25 protein-coding genes are annotated in these 23,844 nt (G+C 60.1%); all 25 read left to right on the top strand.

The features are described from left to right. The first annotated feature begins 80 nt into the window (after nucleotides 1–80). The 25 genes from VH564_RS00670 to VH564_RS00790 all read left to right on the top strand — a co-directional run bounded on the left by VH564_RS00670 (nucleotide 81) and on the right by VH564_RS00790 (nucleotide 23,834). Nucleotides 81–1,001 carry a flagellin gene (locus tag VH564_RS00670; protein ID WP_423337907.1) on the top strand — a complete coding sequence of 307 codons (921 nt, stop codon included), beginning with the start codon at nucleotides 81–83 and terminating at the stop codon, nucleotides 999–1,001. A 258-nt stretch (nucleotides 1,002–1,259) separates the two neighbouring features. After that, complete coding sequence (locus tag VH564_RS00675; RefSeq protein WP_423337908.1) at nucleotides 1,260–2,180, top strand: flagellin; 921 nt, start codon at nucleotides 1,260–1,262, stop codon at nucleotides 2,178–2,180. A 235-nt stretch (nucleotides 2,181–2,415) separates the two neighbouring features. Beyond that, complete coding sequence (locus VH564_RS00680) at nucleotides 2,416–3,336, top strand: flagellin (RefSeq protein WP_423337909.1); 921 nt, start codon at nucleotides 2,416–2,418, stop codon at nucleotides 3,334–3,336. Nucleotides 3,337–3,605: 269 nt separating this feature from the next. Further along, a complete protein-coding gene (locus VH564_RS00685; protein WP_423337910.1) occupies nucleotides 3,606–4,580 on the top strand; it encodes a flagellin in 975 nt (324 codons plus the stop codon). Between the two features lie 6 nt (nucleotides 4,581–4,586). After that, the gene (locus VH564_RS00690; RefSeq protein WP_423337911.1) at nucleotides 4,587–4,715 is read left to right on the top strand and encodes a hypothetical protein; all 129 of its coding nucleotides are present in this window, start codon (nucleotides 4,587–4,589) and stop codon (nucleotides 4,713–4,715) included. A gap of 88 nt (nucleotides 4,716–4,803) precedes the next feature. Beyond that, nucleotides 4,804–5,451, top strand: a complete 648-nt coding sequence (locus tag VH564_RS00695; protein WP_423337912.1) for a hypothetical protein — start codon at nucleotides 4,804–4,806, stop codon at nucleotides 5,449–5,451. Beyond that, nucleotides 5,448–6,818, top strand: coding sequence for a MotB family protein (locus VH564_RS00700; protein ID WP_423337913.1), 1,371 nt, complete (start codon nucleotides 5,448–5,450; stop codon nucleotides 6,816–6,818). Before VH564_RS00695 ends, VH564_RS00700 begins: the two co-directional genes overlap by 4 nt. Before the next feature lie 3 nt (nucleotides 6,819–6,821). After that, nucleotides 6,822–8,111 carry a chemotaxis protein MotC gene (gene motC / locus VH564_RS00705; RefSeq protein WP_423337914.1) on the top strand — a complete coding sequence of 430 codons (1,290 nt, stop codon included), beginning with the start codon at nucleotides 6,822–6,824 and terminating at the stop codon, nucleotides 8,109–8,111. A gap of 11 nt (nucleotides 8,112–8,122) precedes the next feature. Continuing rightward, on the top strand, nucleotides 8,123–9,655 hold the full coding sequence (locus VH564_RS00710; RefSeq protein WP_423337915.1) for a flagellar hook-length control protein FliK: 1,533 nt from the start codon (nucleotides 8,123–8,125) through the stop codon (nucleotides 9,653–9,655). Next, nucleotides 9,600–10,166, top strand: coding sequence for a transglycosylase SLT domain-containing protein (locus VH564_RS00715; protein WP_423337916.1), 567 nt, complete (start codon nucleotides 9,600–9,602; stop codon nucleotides 10,164–10,166). The genes VH564_RS00710 and VH564_RS00715 overlap by 56 nt, the downstream gene beginning before the upstream one ends. 281 nt (nucleotides 10,167–10,447) lie before the next feature. Beyond that, nucleotides 10,448–11,119: a transcriptional activator Rem gene (gene rem, locus VH564_RS00720; protein WP_423337917.1), complete on the top strand. Its 672-nt coding sequence runs from the start codon at nucleotides 10,448–10,450 to the stop codon at nucleotides 11,117–11,119. A gap of 151 nt (nucleotides 11,120–11,270) precedes the next feature. Beyond that, nucleotides 11,271–12,539, top strand: a complete 1,269-nt coding sequence (locus tag VH564_RS00725) for a flagellar hook protein FlgE (RefSeq protein WP_423337918.1) — start codon at nucleotides 11,271–11,273, stop codon at nucleotides 12,537–12,539. 21 nt (nucleotides 12,540–12,560) lie between these two features. Continuing rightward, nucleotides 12,561–14,027, top strand: a complete 1,467-nt coding sequence (flgK, locus tag VH564_RS00730; protein ID WP_423337919.1) for a flagellar hook-associated protein FlgK — start codon at nucleotides 12,561–12,563, stop codon at nucleotides 14,025–14,027. An 11-nt stretch (nucleotides 14,028–14,038) separates the two neighbouring features. Further along, nucleotides 14,039–15,097, top strand: coding sequence for a flagellar hook-associated family protein (locus VH564_RS00735; RefSeq protein WP_423337920.1), 1,059 nt, complete (start codon nucleotides 14,039–14,041; stop codon nucleotides 15,095–15,097). A 37-nt stretch (nucleotides 15,098–15,134) separates the two neighbouring features. Continuing rightward, entirely contained in the window at nucleotides 15,135–15,482 is a 348-nt protein-coding gene (flaF, locus tag VH564_RS00740; RefSeq protein WP_423337921.1) for a flagellar biosynthesis regulator FlaF, read from the top strand. Next, nucleotides 15,479–15,928, top strand: a complete 450-nt coding sequence (gene flbT, locus VH564_RS00745) for a flagellar biosynthesis repressor FlbT (RefSeq protein WP_423337922.1) — start codon at nucleotides 15,479–15,481, stop codon at nucleotides 15,926–15,928. Before flaF ends, flbT begins: the two co-directional genes overlap by 4 nt. Then, the gene (flgD, locus tag VH564_RS00750; protein WP_423337923.1) at nucleotides 15,919–16,419 is read left to right on the top strand and encodes a flagellar hook assembly protein FlgD; all 501 of its coding nucleotides are present in this window, start codon (nucleotides 15,919–15,921) and stop codon (nucleotides 16,417–16,419) included. Before flbT ends, flgD begins: the two co-directional genes overlap by 10 nt. A gap of 117 nt (nucleotides 16,420–16,536) precedes the next feature. Further along, entirely contained in the window at nucleotides 16,537–16,803 is a 267-nt protein-coding gene (fliQ, locus tag VH564_RS00755) for a flagellar biosynthesis protein FliQ (RefSeq protein ID WP_423337924.1), read from the top strand. Nucleotides 16,804–16,931: 128 nt separating this feature from the next. Next, nucleotides 16,932–19,019 carry a flagellar biosynthesis protein FlhA gene (gene flhA, locus VH564_RS00760; protein WP_423337925.1) on the top strand — a complete coding sequence of 696 codons (2,088 nt, stop codon included), beginning with the start codon at nucleotides 16,932–16,934 and terminating at the stop codon, nucleotides 19,017–19,019. Then, nucleotides 19,016–19,768, top strand: a complete 753-nt coding sequence (fliR, locus tag VH564_RS00765; protein WP_423337926.1) for a flagellar biosynthetic protein FliR — start codon at nucleotides 19,016–19,018, stop codon at nucleotides 19,766–19,768. The genes flhA and fliR overlap by 4 nt, the downstream gene beginning before the upstream one ends. A gap of 17 nt (nucleotides 19,769–19,785) precedes the next feature. Then, nucleotides 19,786–20,205, top strand: coding sequence for a hypothetical protein (locus VH564_RS00770; RefSeq protein WP_423337927.1), 420 nt, complete (start codon nucleotides 19,786–19,788; stop codon nucleotides 20,203–20,205). A 31-nt stretch (nucleotides 20,206–20,236) separates the two neighbouring features. Then, nucleotides 20,237–20,851 carry a rod-binding protein gene (locus VH564_RS00775; RefSeq protein ID WP_423337928.1) on the top strand — a complete coding sequence of 205 codons (615 nt, stop codon included), beginning with the start codon at nucleotides 20,237–20,239 and terminating at the stop codon, nucleotides 20,849–20,851. A gap of 12 nt (nucleotides 20,852–20,863) precedes the next feature. Then, nucleotides 20,864–21,232, top strand: coding sequence for a hypothetical protein (locus VH564_RS00780; protein ID WP_423337929.1), 369 nt, complete (start codon nucleotides 20,864–20,866; stop codon nucleotides 21,230–21,232). Beyond that, entirely contained in the window at nucleotides 21,229–21,774 is a 546-nt protein-coding gene (locus VH564_RS00785; protein WP_423337930.1) for a hypothetical protein, read from the top strand. The genes VH564_RS00780 and VH564_RS00785 overlap by 4 nt, the downstream gene beginning before the upstream one ends. Before the next feature lie 137 nt (nucleotides 21,775–21,911). Then, nucleotides 21,912–23,834 (top strand): hypothetical protein, encoded by a 1,923-nt coding sequence (locus tag VH564_RS00790; protein ID WP_423337931.1) that lies wholly within the window; start codon nucleotides 21,912–21,914, stop codon nucleotides 23,832–23,834. The last annotated feature ends 10 nt before the right edge of the window (nucleotides 23,835–23,844 follow it).

Genomic DNA, 23,844 nt, shown 5'->3' on the forward strand with positions numbered 1-23,844 from the left:
GGCATGACGCTGGATGCCGTTTCCGGCCCTGACCCGGAATGTCCCTTCTATTAACCAGTGCCAAAGGGGCAAGTAATCCTATGACGAGCATCAACACCAATAACGCTGCAATGGCAGCTCTGCAGACGTTGCGTAATGTCAACAGCAACCTGACGAGCACTCAGACCGCCGTATCGACCGGCCTGCGTATTTCCAAGGCGGCCGACAACGCTACCTATTGGTCCGTTGCCACCACCATGAAATCAGACGTCGGCGCTCTCGGCGCCGTTTCCGACGCTCTCGGCCTGGGTGCCGCGAAGGTCGACACAGCTTACACCGCAATGGACAGCTCCATCAGCATCGTCAGCCAGATCAAGGACAAGCTCGTCACTGCCAAGGAAGGCAGCGTCGACAAAGCCAAGGTTCAGGGTGAACTGAACCAGCTGCAGGCGCAGCTGAAGAGTGTAGCCACATCGGCTTCGTTCAACGGCGAAAACTGGGTCGTCGCTGCTTCGGGCGGTTCCGCCTCGGTTGTTTCGTCCTTTGTTCGTGATGCTTCGGGCGGCGTTTCGGTAACGACATCCGCATTCGAATTCAAAGCCGGTTCCATGGGCAACGTCCTGTTTGGCTCCGACGGATCCGGCGGCGCCGATCTCAGCACCGGTATCCTCGGATCCGCCAAGACGATCGGCTCTTCGAGCTTCTCGGTCTACAGCCTCGACATCCAGGGCATGACCGGCTCTGGCATCGACAGCGCAATGAACATGGTTGAATCGGCTCTCTCTGCCATGACCAGCTCCGCAGCCCAGCTCGGTTCGCTTTCGAGCCGTATCGATCTGCAGACCTCGTTTGCCTCGTCGCTGAGCGATGCCATCACGTCTGGCGTCGGCAAGCTGGTCGATGCCAACATGGAACAGGAATCCAGCAAGCTGTCCGCTCTGCAGACGCAGCAGCAGCTGGCGATCCAGTCGCTCTCCATCGCCAATTCCTCGGCGCAGAGCATCATGTCGCTGTTCCGTTAAGCGAACAGGCTCAGCCGGCACTGACCGGCTGATCGATCTCCTAACAAAAAGTTAACCGCGCCTCGCTAAGGCGCGGTTTTTTTTATCTAATTTTTATTAGTTCTTCAGTTTTCATTAACCATGATGATGTCATCTAGGCTCATTGAAACGGCAAGTTAACCATAAGCGATTTGGGTTGACAGGCATGACGCTGATAGCTGTTACCGGCCTAGACCCGGAATGCCCTTCTAACCAACGCTGCCAAGGGGCAAGATTTCTATGACGAGCATCAACACCAATAATGCTGCAATGGCAGCTCTCTCCACACTGCGTGGCATCAACAGCAACCTCCAGATGACGCAGAGCGCCGTTTCCTCGGGCCTGCGTATCTCCAAGGCTTCCGACAATGCCGCTTATTGGTCGATCGCAACGACCATGAAGTCCGACACCGGCGCCATCGGCGCCGTTTCCGACGCCCTCGGTCTTGGCGCTGCCAAGGTCGATACTGCCTACACAGCGATGGATAGCGCCATCGACATCGTCGGCAAGATCAAGGACAAGCTCGTCACCGCCAAGGAAGGCAGCGTCGACAAGTCCAAGGTTCAGGAAGAGCTCAGCCAGCTCCAGGCGCAGCTGAAGAGTGTTGCCGAATCGGCATCGTTCAACGGCGCCAACTGGGTCGTGGCATCGAATGGCGGCTCCGCTTCGGTCGTTTCGTCCTTCGTCCGTAACGCCTCCGGCGGCGTTTCCGTCACCGAATCGGCCTACGCCTTCAACACAGGCTCCCAGGGCAACGTTCTGTTCGGCGTCAACAATGTCGGCGGCGCCGACACGGCCTCCGGCATTCTCGGTAGCGTCGAAACCTTTGGCGCCTCCAGCTTCTCGGTCTATAGCCTGAACATCAAGGGCATGACCGGTGGCGGCATCGACACGGCAATGAACATGGTGGAATCCGCCATGCAGGCCATGACCACCGCTGCCGCCCAGCTCGGTTCGCTATCGAGCCGCATCGATCTGCAGACGACGTTTGCCTCGACACTCAGCGACGCGATCACCTCCGGTGTCGGCAAGCTGGTCGATGCCAACATGGAACAGGAATCGAGCAAGCTTTCGGCTCTGCAGACGCAGCAGCAGCTGGCCGTCCAGTCTCTGTCGATCGCCAACTCCTCTTCGCAGAACATCCTGTCGCTCTTCAAGTAAGCGCCGGATTATCACCTCTTCGACCATCAACCGCGCTCCTCGGGGCGCGGTTTTTTTAATTTGATCACATCCTATACTCCGCATTAATATCTCGTTAACCAATTTGATGTCATCTGCCGTCAGCGCAACGGTTGGTTAACCTGTCCTAATGGCCCGTTAATAGGCATGAAGCTGATCTCCGTTCCCGGCTCTTCCGGAATGTCCCTACCTTTCACCGACCAAGGGGCAATACGACATGACCAGCATTTTGACCAACGTTCCCGCCATGGCTGCCCTGCAGACGCTGCGGAGCATCAACACCAATCTCCAAGATACGCAAAGCCGTGTGTCCTCCGGCTATCGGGTCGGCAAGGCCTCCGACAACGCGGCCTATTGGTCGATCGCCACGACGATGCGGTCCGACAACGGCGCGCTTTCCGCCGTTGCGGATGCTCTCGGTCTCGGCGCCGCCAAGGTCGATACCGCCTATACGGCCATGGATAGCGCCATCGAAGTGGTCCAGAATATCAAGAACAAGCTCGTGACCGCCAAGGAAGGCAGCGTCGACAAGCGGGATGTGCAGGAGGAAATCTCCCAACTCCAGCAGCAGCTCGAAAGCGTTGCCGAATCGGCCTCCTTCTCCGGCCAGAACTGGATGATCGCATCCGACGGCGCCTCCGCCTCCGTCGTCTCGTCCTTCGTGCGAACCAGCACCGGCGGCGTCGCGGTCAACAGCACCAGCTACCGGTTTGATGCGAGCTCGCAGGGCAACGTGCTTTTCGGCTCCGACGCATTCGGTGTGGTCAATACTTCGTCGGGCATTCTCGGCAGCCAAATCGGTTTCGGCACATCGAATTATTCGGTCTACAGCCTCAATATCGAAGGAATGACCTCGGGACAGGTCGACAAGGCCCTGACGTTGGTCGAATCCGCGCTGCAGGTCATGACCACGGCGGCCTCCCAGCTGGGATCGCTTTCGACCCGTATCGATTTGCAGACAAGCTTCGTATCGGCGCTCGGCGACACGATCGATGCCGGCGTCGGCAAGCTCGTCGATGCGAACATGGAAGAGGAATCGAGCAAGCTGACGGCACTGCAGACGCAGCAACAGCTGGCCATCCAGTCGCTCTCCATCGCCAACAGCAGCGCGCAGAACATCCTCTCGCTGTTCAAGTAAAGCGCATCGCTTCTTGGCCCGAATCCTGGCCAATGCGGCGGCGTGCCCGTCATCGCATTGGGCAAGCCTTGAGCGTGGCTTGCGCGGCAGATGCTAAGTCGCAATTAGCGCTTGCCGCATGCGTTGATGGATTGTTAAGCATGATACGCAGCGATTTGCTGTAAGCGACAGGCCATGCCGGGAGACCTCGGCAGGCTGGCATGAAGCCGCAAAGTCGCCGCCGGTCCAGCCCGGCCTGGCACATTCACACAGATCGCGGGCATTGATTCATGAGCAGCTTGACCTCGAACGCTTTTGCGCTTGGCGCCCTCACGGTTTTGCGCGGCGTCAACAAGGAGCTGACCTCGGCGCAGCTGCAGGTCTCTTCCGGATACCGCATCGGCAGCGCCGCCGACGATCCGTCCTACTGGTCGATGTCCATGACCATGAAGTCGGACAGCGCGAGTCTCAAGACCTTTGGCGATGCCATGTCGCTCGGCGCCAGCAAGGTGGATACCGCCTATACTGCCATGACTTCTGTCGTGGACACTCTGACGGAGATCCAGGCTAAGCTGGTAAGCGCCTCTGAAAACGGGGTCGACAAGGATAAGCTCAACACAGATATCCAGGCCCTTAAGGCGCAGTTGACCTCGAGTGTGGAATCCGCCTCGTTCGCGGGCTCGAACTGGCTGTACAACACGCAGTCGGTCGCCGAGACCAAGCAATCGGTCGTCAGCAACTTTGTGCGCGGGACGTCCGGAGAGTTGACGCTCAACACCATCGATTACGACGCTTCGCAATCGCTGATGATCGATACCGCCGACCCAAGCCGCGGGTTGCTGACCAGAAACATCGACGCGAATACCATTTCTTCCGACGGGACGAGCACCGCGCGCAACTATTACATGCTGGCGCCAAACGGCGCGGCTGGGGCAGCGGGTGGCAAGGAGATTGCGCTGAGCGCCAGCACCACGTCCGGCGATATCAGCGACATGCTCAACGTCACGCACTCCATGTTGGCAGCGGCAACGACTGCAGCGTCGAACATGGGTATCATGAAAGCGCGGCTCGACAGTCAGTCGACCTACCTTTCAGGGCTTCAGGATGCAATCGACACCAGCGTCGGCGACCTCATCGACACCAACATGGAAGAGGCATCGGCGCGGGTCACCTCGCTAAAGACCGCCCAGCAACTGGGCGTCCAGTCGCTGTCGATGGCCAATACCATGGCAAGCAAGATCCTCACGCTTCTCCAGAATGGTTAGCACCGCATGCTGGGCGGCATCATTCACCTTCGCACAAGTTTGACCGCCTACTTTGCCACCATCGGGCGCACCCTGTCGACAGACGCGACGAGCCCGACCGATTTGCAGTGGCTGACGGAACCGGAAGCGGAATGATCAACGTCTTGAGCAGAAAATCACCAGCGCTACGGCCCCATGCCGCGCGCCAAGAAGCTGTTTGCCGGAAACCGGCCGGAGTTCAATCATGAGCCGAATGATCTCCCGATACCTCAAGGATTTTGGCGCAGAGCCGTCGGCACCGGCGCCGGTTGCCGCCGTGATGCCAGCCATGGCCTTCGATGACGCGATGAGCTTCACCGCCGCCCCTGCGCAGGAGACGCTGGTCGATCTCGCCGCCGAACGTCGGGAGGCCTATGCCGAGGGGCACGAGGCGGCAACGCTTTCCCTGACCGAGCTGCACCAGGCGGAGCTGGACGCGGTGATGGTCGCCCATGAGGCGGCACTTGAAGAACTAAAGGCGCATTTCGAGACGGCAGCGATCGAGCGCATCGATGCCTGTATCGCGGAAATGGCCAATGCGATCGGCATCGCCGTCAGCGCCGAAGTTGCCAAGCCCTTGTCGACGATCATGACGGAAACCGTGACGGCCAAGGCGGTAGAAGAACTGGCCGCCCTGGTCACGGCGTCCATCCTCGATGGTGCCGTCGGGACGATCACCGTCAGCGGCCGCCGCGCGATGTTTGACAGCCTTGCTGCCAAGGTCGATCCAGACGGCGTGCTGCTTGCGTTCGTCGAATCGCAAGACGTGGATCTCAGCGTCACCATTGGCGACACGGTTCTTGTGACGCGCATGTCGGCCTGGGCCGATAGCCTGCGGGACGTCCTTTCATGAGCGACAGCGAAAACCATCACAACGGCAAGAACGAAATCATCGTCATCAAACGCCACGGCGGTGGTGATCACGAGGGTGGCCATGGCGGCGCCTGGAAGATCGCCTATGCCGACTTCATGACGGCGTTGATGGCGTTCTTCCTGGTCATGTGGCTGGTGAATGCCTCGAACGCCGAGACCAAGGCAGCCGTCGCCTCCTATTTCAATCCGATCAAGCTTGCCGACACCAAGCCGACTCAGAAGGGTCTGAAGAAGCCTGTCGATGCGGCCGAGGGCGAGCAGAAGTCCGAGAAGTCGAAGGAGCAGGAGGACCAGCAGACCAACGGTGCCTCTGCGGCCACCGGCGAGGACCAATCGTCCACGTCAGGCGACCAGACCAACTACTCGGAAGCGGATTTCTTCGAGAATCCCTACTCCGTGCTGTCTGAGATCGCTCAGGAAGTCGGCCAGCAGGCCAATGTCAGCGCCAAGGGTGACGGCGGTGCCAGCAACTCCGGTCCTGCCACCGGTGCCGATGGCGGCCCTGCCTACCGTGATCCCTTCGATCCGGATTTCTGGACGAAGCAGGTCAAGATCTCGACGGAATCGAAGCCGGATGGCGGCGAGGCCAGCAAGACCGACGAGGCGCCGAAGGGCGAGGTCATCGCCATGGCCAAGGCGACTGCCTCCGATAACGGTCCGTTGACCGACAAGCCCCAGACGCCCGAAATTCAGGATACCACTGTCGCGCAGCCAGAGCCGCCCGCCAACCCGCCGATCCCGGAAAAGATGCCGGAGGGAATGCAGAAGCCGATGGATGCCTCCGAAAAGGCTGCCGCTGACGCTGCGCAGGCCGCAGAAAAAGCCGCTGACGCCTCGACGCCGGCGGCCGACAAGGCGGCTTCCACCGCGAGTGCCGCCGAGCAGGAAGATGCCAAGCAGTTGCAGCAGGCAATCGAAAAGCAGATCACCGGGGTCGCTGGAAAGCTCGCCGAGGGCCTGGTGGTGACGCCGGCCGAAGGTGGGCTGCTGGTAACGATTTCCGACCAGAGCAACGACCCGATGTTCAATGTCGGCTCCGCAGTGCCGCGCAAGGAAATGGTGCTGGCCATGGCGAAGATCGGTAAGATCCTTGCCGACCGCAAAGGCGCCATCGTGCTGCGCGGTCATACCGACGGTCGGCAATACAAGGCCGGCGAGATCGACAACTGGCGTCTCTCGCTGGATCGCGCGCAGAGCGCCTATTACATGCTCGTGCATGGCGGGCTGGATGAGAAGCGCATCTCGCAGGTGTCCGGCTTCGCCGATCGTCGGCTGAAGATACCGGACGACCCCTTCAACAACGCCAATCGCCGCATCGAGATCCTGGTCCAGGGGAATCAAGGATAATTCATGACGCGAGGGACGCTTCGATACACTTTGGCGCTGTCTGTCGCCCTCGGTGCCCTGGCGCCGGGGTGCGGCTATGCCGATGACAAGGATCTTGCACCCTACAAGATGCTGCGGTCGCTGCAGTTCGTCCAGGACTCCGTGGTGCTCGGCGATCACTCCGCTGGCGAAATGCAGCGCTTCATGCTGTCCACGATCGACGAGCGCTTCCGCTCGGCCGACAAGTCCGTGTTCGAAGATGCACGGAACGTCGATGCCGCGCTTATCTATACGATGAGCGGGGGCAACCCCGCGACGCTCGAATTCCTGATGTCGAAGGATGTCGACGGAAACTTCGACAACAGGGTCGCCGACGTTCTGCGCAAGCATCTGAGCGGTAAGGGACTTCTCGTCGTCAAGACCATGGCCAATACAGCCAAGGAGTACCGCGACAAGAAGATCGGCCCCTACCTGTCTCTGGTGGCGGCCAACGTGATGAGCGCGAAGGATCCGAAAGCAGCTTTGAAGCTTTACGACTGGGCGCGACTGACAAGCCCCGGTACGATTGTCGAGGAAGCCGCGTTGCGCCGGTCCATGTCGCTGGCGACAGAGGCCAAGATGGTGCCGGCGAGCCTTTTCTATTCGCAGATCTACGCGCGTCGCTTCCTCCATTCGCCCTATGCCAGTCAGTTCGCCGACCTCTTCGTGCAGCTGGTGGTCGACCACAACACAGAGATCAAGCCCGAGGACATAGTCGATACGCTCGGCTTCATGGATGGCCCGCGGCAACGCGAAGTTTACCTGCGTATCGCCCGCAGCGCGACCATCGCCGGCAAGAACGATCTAGCCCGAATGGCATCGACGCAGGCCGCCGCCGTTCCGAGCGATGGCAGCGATTCCTTCGGCCAGCTGGCGACCTTCTACAAAGGCGTCTCCAACGTCTCGACTGACAAGGCGAACGATGCCCTGCGCGACATCAGCCAGATCCCCGACGGAGAGCTTAATCAGAAAGATCGTGCGCTTCGCGATGCCGCAAGGGCGGTCGCAGACGAAGTAACGCGATTGCCAGACGCGCAAAGCCTGACACAAGTTTCGACCGATACCCCTGTAAACGAAGAGGTTCAACACGATGGAGCTGCAGGCGTCGAGACGCCAGGGACCACACCCGCAGCGGCAGTTGTTGAGCAAGGAGCCACCGCGCAGGCGGCTTCAACCCGAAAGGGAGAGGGGCAGGACGCCGACTCTTCGTTCAACACATTCGTCAAGACGAACCAGTCGAAGCTAGACGCGCTCGATGGTCTTTTGAAGCAGTAAGGTCGCTGATCATGGTCGCTATTGGTGTTTCCACCGCATCCTCTGCTCCCGACGCCCTGTCGCTGTCGAGAAGCGGCAGCCGCGGCAAGGCAGGCAACGACGACTCGCACGGATTTCAGGATGTCCTGGACAGGTCCGGCAGCCCTCGGGATACTGGAACGACACCCGCCAGTTCCCCCGCCAAGGCCGGCACAGGCGACACGGACGCAGGCAGTTCCGTACCCGGCAAAGCATCGCAACCTCCAGCGTCCGACGTAAAAGGCAGTGGTCCGGCAGCATCGGCGGGCGCCGCTCCGGCGAACGTCGCCGGGGAGACTCAAAACCCCGTAGTTCCGGCTGAAGACATCGTCCCGCCTGAAGCGATGACGCCTGAAATTGATCCGGGCAAACTCTCGACCGCAGACATTGCCGAGCAGCTCGCCGCAATGGTGGCCGACGGGAGCGCCGGCCAACCGGTCGCCGACGGCAAGGCTGGTGCCGCGCCGGTCAAGGGCGGCAAGACAACGCCGGCAGCGGACGGCGCCGACGATGATGCGGCCTCATCCGATGCCAAGACCGCGAACGGTGCCATTGCCGACGCTCTGACCCTTCTTGGCGGAGTCTTGCCGGTTCCTGCCCAGACGGCGCCGGGCGTTCTTGCGGCGGCCGGGCAGCTTCATGGCAGCAACGTCAAGGTCATGCCTGGTTCTGATGCCGGCGTCAGCGCGATACCGGTCGATGCCGCCGATGATCAGCCTACCGCCGCAGAAACCGGCATGGCGATGCTTGCGTCGACCTCCGGCACGCTCGGCAACGCAAGCGTCGACGCCGGGACGAGCAATTCCGACCAAGCAACGAAGACATTCAGCCTGGAGCGCGTCAGCGGCAAGGCACAAATTCAGGATCTGGCGGGCGCCAGGGCCGCCGCCGATGCTCAGCAGCTCGAGATCAAATCGACAGCGGCCGACAGCATTGGCACGGTCAACGTCCTCGAGTCCCGACGCTTTGTCGGTCTCGCCGATGGGTCGAACTCGGCACTGGTCGCCAATGCGTTGACGGGCAACAAGGACTGGGCCGCAGCCATGCAGCCGAGCGCGGCGCTGACCGGCGCGTCAGCCACGACCAGCGCAAGCAAGGTCATGAACAGTTTGAAAATCCAGATGAATCCTGAAAATCTCGGGATTGTCACCGCGACGATGCGGCTCTCGGGTGAGCAACTGTCGGTGGACCTGAAGGTGCACACGGCAGAGGCCTACCGACAACTTAGCAACGACCAGAGCGCGATGATCGATTCACTGCGTCAGCAGGGCTACACCGTGGATCGAGTGACGGTCACCTACTCGTCATCGGATACGTCTGGCAACAACAACCAGCCGAGCGCCCAGGGCCAGCAGCAGCAGTCCGGCGCGAGCCAGGGGCAGGGCAGTGACGCCCAGGCCCGTAAACAGAATTCAGGACGACAGGCCGGTGATCAGGATGGTGTGTGGAGCACGGGGAACTTGGCGACGGATGATATCGCTGCTGGCAGTGCTCAGCGGGCCCGCGCTGGCGGCGTCTACCTATGATGTACACGCTTCGACCACAGATGGTATGTGCGAGCGGGAAATTCAGTCCGCAGCTCAAAAATACGGCATCCCGGAAGGCATTCTATACTCCGTTGGCCTGACCGAAACGGGCCGCAAGGGCTCGCTTTATCCCTTCGCCATGAATATCGAAGGCAAGCCATTCTTCCCGGCATCTGAAAATGCGGCCATTCAGTTGTTCGCGCAAGCCCACCAAAGCGGCGCGAAATTGATCGATATCGGTTGCATGCAGATCAACCAATACTTTCATGGAGAGAACTTTGCGTCCGTCGAAGCGATGTTCGATCCGCATAGCAATGTCGAATATGCGGCCAAGTTTTTGAGTGTTTTGCACGACAAGCATGAGACCTGGACGATGGCCGTCGCCCGTTATCACGCGGGTCCAAACAACGACCCCGCACAGAAGGTGTATGTCTGTCGCGTGATCGCCAACTTGGTCGCCACCGGATACGGAAAATGGACGCCCAACGCGGCAACTTTTTGTCGCGATTGACCAGCCATAAAGTTGTATTTATGCCACATTTGCCGTCTCTCAAATGTGGCGGCAAGGTGGACCAAAAATGGCTGGCAAGAGACATCGTGAAAATGTATTAATTTTTCCACCGCTTTCTTGTGTCGAATTGGCACGGGACCCACTAGATGTGGTTCAAATCGGAGTGGTTATCTTAAGCAATTATTAACTATCGCCACTCACTTCCTACAGTTGTTCGCGATTCGCTCGATTCGTACCCATTGCATCAGTGGAAACCCCACAACTGATTCGGAGGCGGACGAATGATCGTAGTGGTTGACGAGCGCGGGCTCGTAAAAGACGGCTATACATCCCTGTTTGGGCGAGAAGGAATTCCTTCGACGGGGTTCGATCCCAAGGAGTTTGGTGAGTGGGTGCAGACGGCAGCAGATAGCGATATCGCGGCGGTCGAAGCATTCCTGCTTGGTCAAGGCGAGCACATGCAGCTGCTCCCTCGCGCCATCCGCGACCGGACGCTTGCACCTGTCATCGCGGTCAGTGATCATCCTTCTTTGGATGCGACCCTTGCACTTTTTGATTGTGGTGTCGACGATGTCGTCCGCAAGCCTGTGCATCCTCGCGAGATCCTGGCACGGGCAGCCGCCATCCGCCGTCGCCTCAAGGCCGTTGCCAATTTCACCGACGTCGGCGCCATCCGGGTTTTCTCCGATGGTCGCGATCCGGAAGTCCACGGCGAAGTCTTCGCTCTGCCGCGCCGCGAGCGCCGCATCCTGGAATACCTGATTTCAAACCGCGGCCGTCGGGTTACCAAGACGCAGATCTTCAACGCGATCTACGGCATCTTCGACGAAGAAGTCGAAGAGAACGTCGTCGAGAGCCATATCTCCAAGCTTCGCAAGAAGCTTCGCAAGAAGCTCGGTTTCGACCCGGTCGATTCCAAGCGTTTCCTCGGCTACTGCATCGACTGGGCCTGAGTGAATTCCCTCGACTGGAAGATGATTTCCAGTCGATCTAGCCTACCCCGAAAAGCCGCTTCATGATGACCTGCTTTTCCTCTCCCCACCAGACAGCTTCACGCAAGGCCCATTGAATAGTCTTGCGATAACGGGAAAACGAGGATTTCAGATGAGTCTTTTCGGTAGCATGAAAACAGCGGTTTCAGGGATGAATGCCCAGGCGAACCGCTTGAGCACGGTCTCTGACAACATCGCGAATTCGGCGACGACAGGCTACAAGTCAGCTTCCACGAGCTTCTCTTCGCTCGTTCTGCCAACCACCGCAGGCGCCTACAACTCGGGCGGCGTGGCGACTTCCGTGCAGTATTCGATCTCCCAGCAGGGCGGTCTTTCCTACACATCCTCGACGACGGACATGGCCATCCAGGGCAACGGCTTCTTCGTTGTCCAGGACGCTGCCGGAACCCCTTATCTGACGCGAGCAGGCGATTTCTCGCCGGATCAGAACGGCAATCTCAAGAACGCGGCCGGCTACACGCTGATGGGCTACTCCTATGGCTCAGGTTCTCCTTCCGTAGTCGTCAACGGTTTTGATGGGCTGGTTCCGATCAATACCGAGTCGCAGGGCCTTACGGCTGTGGCGTCAACGACCGCATCCTTCTCCGGCAACCTCGATTCGAGGGCCGCTATCGCCACGGGCAATCTTCCGGCTAGCAACACGGCTCCGGTGACCACCGATACCCAGAAGACCTCGCTGATCTCATACGACACCCTAGGCAATAAGGTTCAGTACGACTTCTACTACACCAAGACCGCCGACAACACCTGGGATGTCTCTGTCTACCGTGGCGCCGACAAGGCGACCGGTGGCACCTCTTCCTTTCCCTATTCGAGCGCGGCGGTTGGTTCGGGTACGGTCTCGTTCGACCCCACCACCGGCAAGATGACCAGCGGTGGCACGGTCGCCATCAGCGATCCGAACGCGGTCAGCGGCACGCAGGATATCTCCGTCGACATCTCGGGCTTTTCGCAGCTGGCCTCTGCCTTTGGCGCCACCGGTAAGGCCGACGGACAGGCGCCCAGCGCCGTCAACAAGGTGACGGTCGGCACCGATGGCACCGTCACGGCCCAATATGCCGATGGCACCAGCAAGCCGCTCTATCGCATCCCTCTGGCAAATGTCGCCAGCCCGGACAATCTGACGGTTCTCAGCGGCAACGTTTATTCCGCCAACGGCCAGTCGGGCGTGACGGTGACGGGATTCCCCCAGGCCAGCGGCCTTGGCTACATCCAGTCCGGCGCGTTGGAAGAGTCTAACGTCGATCTCGCCGGCGAACTGACGACGATGATTCAGGCACAGAAGAGCTACACGGCCAATTCCAAGGTGTTTCAGACCGGTTCGGATCTGATGGACGTTCTTGTGAACTTAGTCCGATAGTCAATTAAGGTACTGCCGAGCATGACACTCACCCAGGCACTCAATACCGCGCAGGCGATTTTCAACAATACCGGCAAGCAAAGCTCGGTCGTGTCGAACAACATCGCCAATGCAAGCAATCCGGACTATACGCGACGTCAGGCAATGACGACGATTTCGTCCGACGGTGCGACGGTGGTGCAGATTGCCCGCTCGGCAGAACCGACCCTCCAGCGTCAGCTTCTCTCGTCCACATCGGCGGATGCCGCTCAACAGCGGCTGCTCACCGGCTACGGCGACATACAGGCTACGATCGGTGGCAACGACAGCGAAACGGCGCCCTCGACCTATCTGTCCAACTTCCGCAAGGCCATCCAGGCTTTTGCAGCGGCTCCCAACAGCAATACGACCGCCCAGGCAGCCGTGACTGCAGCGCAGGACGTTGCCAATTCCCTCAACCAGTCGACGGCAGCAGTGCAACAGGTTCGCACCGACGCCGACAAGGAAATTGCCACAACCGTCACCTCGCTGAACGACCTTCTAAAGCAATTCCAGACGACCAACGATGCTGTGCGGACGGCGACGGCTTCCGGCGCTGATCCGAGCAACGCGCTCGACCAGCGCGACGGGGTTCTGAAGCAGATCTCCTCGATCGTTGGCATCAAGACGGTCAATCGCGCCAATGGCGACATGGCGCTCTATACATCCGACGGCGCCACCCTGTTCGAGACCGTTCCACGGGATGTAACCTTCGTACCGACAAACGGCTACTCGGCCGGCAGCACCGGCAACGGCGTGTACATTGACGGCGTCGCGCTCGCTCCGGGCGACGGCGCGAACACGACGGCCAAGGGAACGCTTCAAGCACTGCTGCAGATCCGCGACGTCGCGGCTCCGACCTACCAGAAGCAGCTGGACGAAATCGGCCGCAGCCTGGTGACGATGTTTTCCGAAACGAACACCGTGGACGGCTCCAAGCTGCCTGGCCTGTTCACCTACACGGATGCCAACGGCAATCCGGGAGAGACGCAGACGTCCTCCACGACCATCGATGGCATGGCAGCGGCAATCACCGTGAACCCGGCGGTGATTACGTCGGCGGGCGGCAACCCGAACCTGCTGCGCGACGGCGGCATCAACGGCACCGACTACATCTCCAATCTCGCTGGCGATGCAGGCTATTCGACGCGCCTCGATGCCCTGGACACGGCGATGGGCACGCCCATGGATTTCGATCCCAACGCCGGCGTCGACAGCAATTCGAGCATCATGGATTTTGCCTCCAACTCGGTTGGCTGGGTCGAAAGCGCGCGCAGTGCAGCATCGACCGCAGCGGAAAACACGGCGGCATCTTCCTCTCGTTCGAGCGAGGCCTATTCCAACGGGACGGGTGTCAACCTCGACGAAGAACTCACTCTGATGATGGACATCGAGCAGTCCTACAAGGCCGGCACGAAAATCCTGAGCGCGGTCAACGACATGCTCACCGCTCTCCTGCAACTGAATTGATGAGTTAAGCCATGAAACTTTCCGCCATCTCAAGCAGCGCCATTCAGAATGCCATGCGACTGACGATCAAGCAGTCGCAGAACGAAATGACGAAGTCGTCGCTGGAGGCAACAACGGGCGTCTATGCCGACATGGGTGTATCGCTCGGGGGCAACATCTCGCAGAGCATCGACATGACGCGCGACGTGTCGCGCCTGGACGCGATCACCGCCAGCAATTCGACGGCAGCAGCGCGCATGACCGCGACGCAAAGCGGATTGGCGGACATGACGTCGCAATCGCAGACGTTCCTGGACCAGCTGGTGGCATTGCAGGGCAACCAGGATGGCAGCAGCATCGCATTGTCGCAGACAACCGCGACATCAACCATCTCGACCTTCGTCGCGGATGCCAACACGATGCTGAACGGACAATACATCTTTGCCGGCACGAACACCGACGTCCAGCCGATCTCCGACCAGACCACCGCGGCCACTGCCGCAATCCAGTCGGCGCTGACCGACTACATGGCGGCTCAATCGCCGCCGGTAACGGAAAAAAGCGATCTGACCGCCGACCAGATGACCGACTTCATCTCCAACAAGGTCGCGCCGATGTTCCTGGACGACAGTTCGCCGACGCCGAACTGGACCAGTTGGTCGAGTGCATCGGACCAGAACATGACCAGCCGGATCAATAACTCCGAGGTCGTCGAGACGTCCACGAATGCCAATGCCTCGGGCATGCGCTACATGGCGCTGGCAGCCACGGTGGCGAAGTCCTTGATGGGAACCGATCTCAGCAAGGCGGCGCTCAGCTCCGTGACCTCGAGCGCCATCAGCTACGCCCGTCAGGGCATCGACGGCATGAACGCCCAGGCAAGCCAGCTCGGCCTATCGCAGTCGCGGGTCACCAAGGCCAACGACGCGATTGGAGCCCAGAAAGACATCATCAACAACCGGATCGTCGACCTTCAGGGCGTCGATCCATACGAGGCCTCGACCAAGGTCAACAGCTTGGAAACCCAGCTGCAGACCGCCTACACGATCGTCTCGAAGATACAGCAGTTGAGTCTCGTAAATTACCTTTGATGATCAAAGGGCGTAAATGACCAGGAAGGATGCATGAATGTATCAGTTCTCATATGCAGAAATCATGCAAGACGCGGTGGCCGACGCCAAGGAGCGGGAGCGCCAGGTCCTCGATCGGTCGATCTCCCTTCTGACGGAAGCAATGAATAAAGCCAAATACGGTCGAGAATCGATCGAGGCACTTTTCTATACAAGACGGGTCTGGGTGGCTTTTATCGAGGACCTCAAGAACCCGGAAAATCAGCTCGACGTCACGTTGCGCGCCAACCTGATCTCCATCGCCATCTGGATCTTGAAAGAGTGCGATTTGATCAGGCGCCGGAAATCGACGAACTACCAGGGCATCATCGACGTCACAACCATCATCAGGGATGGACTTAAATGAAAAGTACACTTCGAATATCGCTAAAAGCCGGCGAGCGGATCTTCATCAACGGGGCCGTGTTGCGCGTCGATCGAAAGGTCGCACTGGAATTCCTGAACGACGTGACATTCCTCCTGGAAAATCACGTTCTCCAGCCGGAAGATGCAACAACGCCGTTGCGCCAGCTCTATTTCATCGCCCAGATGATCCTGATCAACCCGGAAGGCAAGGATCAGTCGACCGCGCTGTTCCGCAAGTCGATCGTCATGCTGCTCAACTGCTTCAAGAACGAAGAGGTTCTGGCCGAGCTGAAGCGCATCGATGGTCTGGTTGCGACCGGCAAGGCTTTCGATGCTCTGAAATCGATCCGCGGTCTCTATGTCGTCGAAGACAGCATTCTCAACAACCAGGAAATGCCTGCAGCCACGATCGAGCACATCCGTCGAGAAATCGCGCCATGGCGGTAGATCCGGTCACCGGCGCGACTGCCACCGCGACCGCCCCCACCACAAGCGGAGCGGCTGCGTCGAATTCCTCGACGGCAGCAGCAAGCGCGACGCTCAACTACAACGACTTCCTGCAGCTGCTGATCGCCCAGATGAAGACGCAGGATCCGACGTCTCCGATGGATGCCAGCGCCCAGATCTCGCAGCTTGCCAGCTTCTCGCAGGTCGAGCAGCAGATCAAGACCAACTCCCACCTGGAGACGGTGCTGTCGAACCAGATGCTGTCGCAGGCGGCAAGCTATGTCGGCAAGACGGTCGTCAGTGCCGATGCTTCGATCAGCGGCGTCGTCAAGGAAGTCAGCGTCTTTTCAGACGGCATCCTTGCAATTACCGCTTCGGGGGCTAAGGTTCTCATACAGCCGGGAATCAGTGTCACGGACGGAACGGTGGCCACGCCGACCGGAACGAGCACACCGACGGATACCGCCTCGACGAACACGCCCACTCCATAGCGATGGAGCGGGTGCAGCCGGGACTGGATGTACAGTCTTCGGCCTGATGTCGCGGATGGAAATTTTGACGCGCTCGTTGGAAGCGATCGCGTCGTGCAGACAAGGAAATTGGCCGAGATGAACGAAGCCGATGCATTGGATATCTTTCAGGCGGCGATCTGGACCGTGCTGATTTCGTCAGGCCCGGCGGTTCTGGCTGCGATGGTCGTCGGTGTCGTCATTGCTCTCATCCAGGCGCTGACCCAGGTCCAGGAAGCGACATTGACCTTCGTCCCGAAGATTGTCGCCGTTTTCGTGACCATCGGCATCACGGCGCCCTTTGTCGGTTCGCAGATCGGCATTTTCACCAATCTGGTGTTTTCGCGCATACAATCCGGCTTCTAGCCGGGCCGCTGGCCCTTGCGGATGCTTGGTCAGCCATCCTCGCGCAAGCTTCGTCCCGTAACTCGACTGGGTATTAGGGTAAGCGGCTCGTCCGCCTCCCTCCTCTCATGAAGAGACGGATCTGAAGCATGGCGTTACCTCCTTCACTACCGCTGCCCAAAGTCGCCCCGAGTTTCCGGGACGTAGCGTTCGCTGTCGCCATCATCATGATGCTCTGCATCCTGTTCTTGCCGATACCGCCGTTCCTCATCGACATGGGCTTGGCTTTCTCGATCGCGCTGTCGGTGCTGATCCTGATGGTGGCCTTGTGGATTCAGAAGCCACTCGAATTCTCGTCCTTCCCGACCATCCTGCTGATCGCCACGATGACCCGGCTGGCGCTGAACATCGCCACGACGCGCGTCATCCTGTCCCATGGCTATGAAGGCGATCATGCGGCCGGCGGCGTCATCGCCGGCTTCGCGAGTCTCGTCATGGCCGGCGATTTCGTCATCGGTCTGATCGTCTTCCTCATCCTCATCACCATCAATTTCATCGTCATCACCAAGGGTGCCACGCGTATCGCCGAAGTCGGCGCCCGCTTCACCCTGGACGCCATCCCCGGCAAGCAGATGGCCATCGACGCCGACCTGTCGGCCGGCCTCATCGACGAGCGCGAGGCGCAGCGCCGGCGCAAGGAACTGGAAGAGGAAAGCTCCTTCTTCGGGGCGATGGACGGTGCGTCGAAGTTCGTGCGCGGCGACGCGGTCGCCGGCCTGATCATCACCTCGATCAATATCTTTGGCGGCATCATCATCGGCTATTTCCGCCATGGCATGCCGATCGGCCAGGCGGCCGACGTCTTCGTCAAGCTCTCGGTCGGCGACGGTCTGGTCGCCCAGATGCCCGCCCTGATCATTTCGCTTGCCGCCGGCCTGCTGGTTTCGCGTGGCGGCACGTCGGGCTCGACGGACCAGGCGGTCGTCAACCAATTGAGCGGCTATCCCCGGGCACTCGGCGTTGCTGCGGGCATGATGTGCCTCCTCGCCGTCATGCCCGGCCTGCCGTTCGTCCCCTTCATGATCTTGGGTGGGATCATGGGTGCCGGCGCCTGGGTCATTCCGCGCCAGGCCGAAGCGCTCAACAAGCTGCGCCGGGATGCCGAGGAGCACAAGGTCAGCCAGTCCAAGGATCTCGAGAAGGATTCGGTCAAGAACGTCCTCAAGACCTCCGAGATCGAACTGGCACTCGGCAAGATCGTCTCCACACGCCTGCTTGGCGCCCATCAGGAATTGGCCTTCCGCGTCGGCAAGATGCGCAAGAAGTTCGCCTCGCAATACGGCTTCGTGGTTCCGGAGATCAAGGTCACCGACGACATCGCGATTGCCGACAAGTCCTACCAGATCCGCATCCACGGCACGACCATCGCCTCCAATCTGCTGCGGGTGGGCGAAGTCCTTGTTGTCACCGGCGCCGGTCGCAAGCCGACCGTACCGGGCGACGAGATCCGCGAACCAGCCTTCGGCATGCCGGCCGTCTCCGTCCTGGAAGCCTTCACCGAGGATCTGAAGCGGGAGGGCTTCCAGCCGATCGACAATGTCTCGGTTGTGCTCACCCATATGAGCGAGGTCATCCGAAACAATCTGCCGCAGCTTCTGTCCTACAAGGACGTCAAGATCCTCATCGATCGCCTCGATCCGGAGTACAAGAAGCTGGCCGACGAAATCTGCTCGTCGCATCTCTCCTATTCCGGCCTACAGGCCGTCCTCAAGCTGCTGCTGGCCGAACGCGTTTCGATCCGCAACCTGCATCTGATCCTCGAAGCCGTGGCCGAACTGGCACCGCATGTCCGCAAGACAGAGCAGATCGTCGAGCATGTTCGCGTCCGCATGGCCCAGCAGCTCTGCGGCGACCTGGCCGACAACGGTGTGCTCCGCGTTCTGCGACTCGGCTCGAAGTGGGATCTGGTCTTCCACCAGGCGCTGAAGCGCGATCCGAAGGGCGAAATCATCGAATTCGACATCGACCCGCGCAATCTCGAGGAATTCAGCGAGAACGCAACGCGAGTTATCCGTGAATTCATGGACAAGGGCCTGCCTTTCGTACTTGTCACGTCGCCCGAAACGCGCTCCTATGTGCGCATGATCATCGAACGCTTGTTTGCGACGCTGCCTGTGCTGTCGCATGTGGAATTGGCCAAGGGAATCGAGATCAAGATTCTGGGCGCTATTTCATGATCACTGACCCTCAGGGGACCGTCCTCGCGCTGTTTCTCTGCTTCTGCAGGATCGGTGGATGCGTGATGGTCCTGCCGGGGTTTTCCTCTGCCCGCGTGCCGCAGCAGGTCCGCCTGCTGATCGCCGTGGCACTGTCGATGGCCGTGTTGCCGGTACTCTGGGATTCGGTCTATCCGAAGGCTTCGGCGGGCGGGGCGCAATATGTGATGCTCATCGCCACCGAATCGCTTGTTGGCGTGATGTATGGAATGATGGCCCGGCTTTATACGCTCGGTCTGCAGTTCGCCGGAACCATCATTGCGATGATGATCGGTCTGACATCGCCAGGCGGCGCCGATCCGGTCGAGGACGGTAGCGAGACGGCGATTTCCGGCGTCATCACCTTTTCCGGCCTGATGATCCTCTTCATCATGGACTTTCATCACTATGTCTTCCGCGCCCTCGTCGATTCCTATACGCTGATCCCTTTCGGGGGGCATATCGAAATGCAGGCGACGCTGATCTCGTTCACCGACACGTTGCAGGCAACGACCTACATCATGCTGCGGCTTGCCAGCCCCTTTCTGATCTACGGGCTGATGTTCCAGGTATCGATCGGCTTCATCAACAAGCTGGCGCCGCAGATACCGGTCTACTTCATCTCGACGCCCTATCTGCTGATGGGCGGTCTCTTCATGCTTTATCTCAGCCTGGCGGCGATGATCAGCCAGTTCTCCGATGCGTTTCTCAGCGTCTACAACGGCCATTAGCAAGGGTAGGGCACCCGATGACGGACCAGAATCGATCGAAGAAACTGAAGCGTCTTGTCGCCGTCCAGCGCCACCTCGAGCAGATGGCGGAGCAGGAATTGGCGGAAGCGACGCGTACTCGCAATGAGGTTGGGCATTCGATCGATCAGGTTGTCGATGCGATTGGATCTGTCGATATCGTTCACACCGCTTTCGCCCAGCAATATGCCTGGCGGCTGGGACGCCTGACGCTACGCGACCAGCAGCTCGAGGCGATGCAGCGGCTGATCGAGATGAACGTGCTCAGGGAGCGCACCAAGGCTGACCGGCTCGAGGAGCATATGCTCGAAGCGCGCGCCGCCGAATTGCGCGAATCCGACGACAATGCTGTCTATGACATCATCGATCAGCGCTTTGCGTCCGTCGCACCAGCCTCCAGCAAGGTTCAAAAACCATAGTCGTCACGAGTTCATACGAAAGGAACGTGACGTGGCTATTTCGCCTCCAAGTGATTTGGTCCTTGATGTTGTCAGGGCAGCCGACCCGACGGATCTGCAGGCCGCGCAGGCGAAGCTGCAGGCCAACCGCGCCGCTTTTGCCGCCACGAGTCTTGCCGAAGCCGGCAACGGCTTTGCATCGACCGTCGATGTTCTGAACAGGACCAGCACCCAGGCCGCCACCCAGGCAGGCCTTGCCAACGCCAACGAACGCAGCACGACCAGCAAAGTCCCGGCCGCCTATCAGAAATTCGAGGCGATGGTGCTGCAGAATTTCGTCAAGAACATCCTTCCGGACAGCGAAAACCTCTACGGCAAGGGCACTGCCGGCGAGATGTGGAAGGGCATGATGGCCGAGCAGCTCGGCAATACCATGGCCAAGGACGGCGGCGTCGGCATCGCATCCAAGATGTATCACGAGCAGCTGGAAAAGACCCGCGGCACCGGCGCCGACCACATCACGACCAGTGAAAACGACAAGAAGCAGGCATTGAGCATGATTGACGAGTTCGAGCGCAAGACGTTCGGGACCCCATCTGCGGAAGCCAACAACAACAGCGGAACGACAGTGACCAATCAAGGTTCGCTGACGTCGCAGAAAGTGTAAGTGGGCAGGATCATGGAAATCATCTCGAACGACTACCGCATCAAATCCGTACTTGGCCGCCTGGAATTGATTATCGACAATGAAAACAATCGCATCGGCAAGGATGCGGAGTTCGATCTCAAGGTCTCCAACACCCACAAGAGTCGCTGCCTCTACGAACTGTCGATGCTGTTTCGCGATACCGATCCGGCTGAGATGGCGGCGGCCCATATCGAGCAGCTGCATGGCCTGAAAAAGAAGCTGGTGCTGAACGCGCGTCGCGTCGAAGCCCATCTTGAAGCTGTGCGCGCCGTGGCGGAAATCCTTAAGAACGCCGTGCAGGACGCCGATGCCGATGGCACCTACTCGCAAGAGCAGTTTGTGGTGCGTCAGGCCGGATGATTAAGCTCGTCGTCACAGGCCTGTGGGTATGTGCCGTCACCTTGGTGGCGGTCTACTTTTCCGTGCAGATGGCGACGGCCCCGGCAGCCAGCCCTGAGCCGAAGCCGCCCGAGGAAGAATTCGTCAAGGGCGAATCGATCAACGTGCCGATCATCGGCGACACGGGGGTCACCGGTTATTTCATCACCAAGATTTCCTACATGATGGACAAGGCGAAGGCCAAGGATGAGGCGACACCGCTGCCGGCCTTGACGACGGATGCGCTGTTCACGCTGCTGGTCGGCGACAAGATGATCGACATGTCGAAGCCCAAGGCCTTCAACCTCGAAGCCTTCCGAGGCGAGATCAAGAAGAACATGAACGAGCATCTCGGCGGCGACTACGTCAAGAGCGTGGTCATCGAGCAGCTCGACTATCTCTCGAAGGACGAAGTTCGCGCGAGCGAATCCGCCCCGGCCAAGAGAAACATCAAGACGGTGCCACTGGTGCCGCCAGAAGCAGCACCGACCGCCGCCGAGCAAACGCCCGCCAAGACGCATTGATCGATCCGCCGGGTTTCGTCCATGCCCCCGGCAGTTGCAGCGCGTTAACCATTTCTTTGCCATCAAAATTTACAGTCGGTTAATCATCCGAATCTGCGGCCGATGGTTTGACGGTCCTGCGCGCGAGATTGGCTGTCATGGCACAGAGAGATTTTAACGACGGCGCCACTCGGCTTGGCAACGACCAGGACCGGCCGGGCTACTCAGTCTGGACCTCAGCGCCCGTCGATGCCAGACCGGAAGCTTCGTCGCTGAGTGATGCCCAGTTGCTCGATTATCTCAAGCGCTCCCTGGCAGGCGAACCGTTCCCCCTATCCGCGCCGCGCAATCCGGCCGGCGAGATGCCGCTTGCCATGCGCGTGCGCGGCATCCTCAGGGCCGAGAACGAAAATGCGCGACTTGCGCCGCCGCTCGCCGAAAGTCTCCCCGAGATCGAGGCGTCCCGTCCGTCCGAAGCAACCCCGCCATTGCCGACTGCGCTCGCCTATCCCGTCGAAGCGGACCTGCCTTTCCTGGCAGCCATTCCTTTGCGGCGGCGGTCGAATCTCGGATGGGGCTCCACCGCCCTCATTCTCTTCATGACTCTCGGCGCAGCCTATATTCCAAGCCTGTTTGCCTCGCCGCCGCGCTATGCGGCGGAAGCGCGACTTGAGGTTCAGGGTGCCGCCCGCGCAATTCCCGGCTTTCTGGATGCTGCGACCCAGCGCCTGACATCGCCGCGCCTTCTCTCCCAGGTGGTAACCAGGCTGAAACTCGACCGCGATGACGAATTCACTGGCGGGGAGGCGACAGCCTACAGCGTCGTCAAGGATCTCTTCACCGACAGCGGCGCTGCCGCCGACGGGTTTTCGCGCGCCCAGACGGCGCTCCGCCAAAGGCTGTCGGTGACGCCGGACGCGCGGTCCGGCAGCCTCGCGCTGGTCGTGCAATCATCGGATCCGAAGACGTCCGCGCGCATCGCCAATGACCTGGCTGATGCCGCCGTGCGCGACGCAGCGGCCAAGCCTCCGCTCACGCCGAATGCCGCCGAACAGGCGATGGAAAGCGAGCGGAAGACCTACGATGCTGCCAATGCCGCACTGACCGCTTTCAAGGCGCGTACCGGCGATGACAAGATCGCTGCCGCCAGCGAGCTGATGGCGCGCCGGGAGGCCTTGGGCCATCAGCTGGCCGCCGCCGACAAGGAGGCGCAGGCCGCCTCGATCCGCCTGACGGCCGCGAAATCCGTAAAAATGTCGGACGTTCTGGACGGAGCGATTTCGCCCGATCTCGGCTCCCCCGCGGTGCTGGAGGACCTGCGCAACCGCTACGCCGCCGCACGTACGACGCTCGGGCAGCTGTCGACACAGCTTGGGCCTCGCCATCCGCGCCTGCTCGCCGCCCAGTCGGTGCTCGACGCGCTGAGTGCGTCGATGACAACCGAGATTCGCAAGATAGTGGTCGCGGCGGACGCCGATGTGAAGAGCGCCGCAAGCCAGGCCAGGCTGCTGAAGGACCGGGCTGCCGAACTCGATCGTCAGCCGACATCGGTGGATCTGGTCGCCTTCGGCAAGCTGCAGGCCGATGTCGAGACCGCGCGGCAGGCTTATGAGACGGCGTTGACAGCGACGCAGGATGTCCAGCCGGACGTAAAATCGGTCGCTCCGCTAGCGCTGGTCGCGCCCGCAGTCCCGGCCACGCTGCCGGTCGAGGACAACCGCCTCGGTCGCACACTGATATCAGCCGCCATCGGTTTTGGCATGGCTCTGGCGCTGATCGGGTTCCGGTTCCTGATGAGCCGCAAGCCTCGTCACACATCATTCGATGAGGATGCCCTTGACCTTGAGATGGCGGATCTGCTGGCCGATGTGCGGCAGGCGGCGCCATTTCGCGCTCCTCTCGATCAGCCCCTGCAGAGGTTCAATGCCGGCATCCCCGTTGCCAATGACCGGCTGACGGAAATCGTCGAGCAGCAGCAGCCTGCCCCGGAGACGGCCTTGACCGCGATCATCGACGATGTCGCGTCCTTGCGTGAAAGAGTGGCTACATATGCCATGCGGCGCCACGCAGCCGGTCGCTGATCCTGGGCTT

The sequence above is a fragment of the Rhizobium sp. HT1-10 genome (assembly GCF_049472505.1).
Classification (GTDB): domain Bacteria; phylum Pseudomonadota; class Alphaproteobacteria; order Rhizobiales; family Rhizobiaceae; genus Rhizobium.